We start from the raw sequence: 729 nt of genomic DNA on the forward strand, positions 1-729 counted from the left end.
CCTGCCATCCCTGCCCCCAGGCGGGACGGAGGTGGAGGTCGAGGCAGGCGCCGGCGCCGCCGGCCGGATGCCAGCGGAGGCCCACCCGGTGGCCGCCGGCGGGAGGGGTGCCCGCCGCCTGCCAGAGGTAGGGACAGATCACCACCGGGAACTCCAGTCCCTTGCTGCGGTGCACCGTGATCACCGTCACCGCTTCGTCGGCCTTGTCGCTGTGGGCCTGGTGGGATTCGGGGATGGTGCCGCTGGCGCGGGTCTGGTCGAGGCGCAGGCGCCGCAGCCAGTCGGCGGCGGCCACCAGGGAGAGCTGTTCCACGTGCAGGCGCTCCTGGAGCAGCTCGGCCACCTGCTGCAGGTCGGCCAGCAGCCGGCCGCTGACGCTCAGCCGGGCCAGCCCTTCCCCGTCCACCAGCTGCGAGAGCACCCCGAGCGGTCCCCGATGGGGCAGCTCCCGGGCCAGGGCCTGGAGCCGGCCGGCCAGTTCACTCCACGCGGCCGGGACGGCTTCGGCGATCCGCCGCGCCGACCAGCCCAGCAGGGAGGAGGCGGCCAGCAGCCGCAGGCGGCCAGGATCGGCCGGATCGGCCAGGGCATCGAGCAGCCGCTGCAGGGCGGTGGCGGCCGGGCTCGCGAACACGTCGGCCTTGCTCACCAGCCGGCTGGCGATGTGCCGCCGCTCCAGGGCGCGGCGCAGGTCCTCCGCCTGGCGGTGGTTGTGGACCAGCAGGGCGA

Annotated in this window: 1 protein-coding gene; it reads right to left on the reverse strand. The window is 75.6% G+C overall.

Translation table 11 applies throughout. The annotated features are described in order from the left end of the window. On the reverse strand, positions 1–729 hold a 729-nt coding region (locus VB737_RS07445; protein ID WP_500312271.1), incomplete at both ends, for a 3'-5' exonuclease.

Origin of the sequence: Synechococcus sp. BA-120 BA3 (assembly GCF_034931285.1) — a bacterium.
Lineage (GTDB): Bacteria > Cyanobacteriota > Cyanobacteriia > PCC-6307 > Cyanobiaceae > Cyanobium.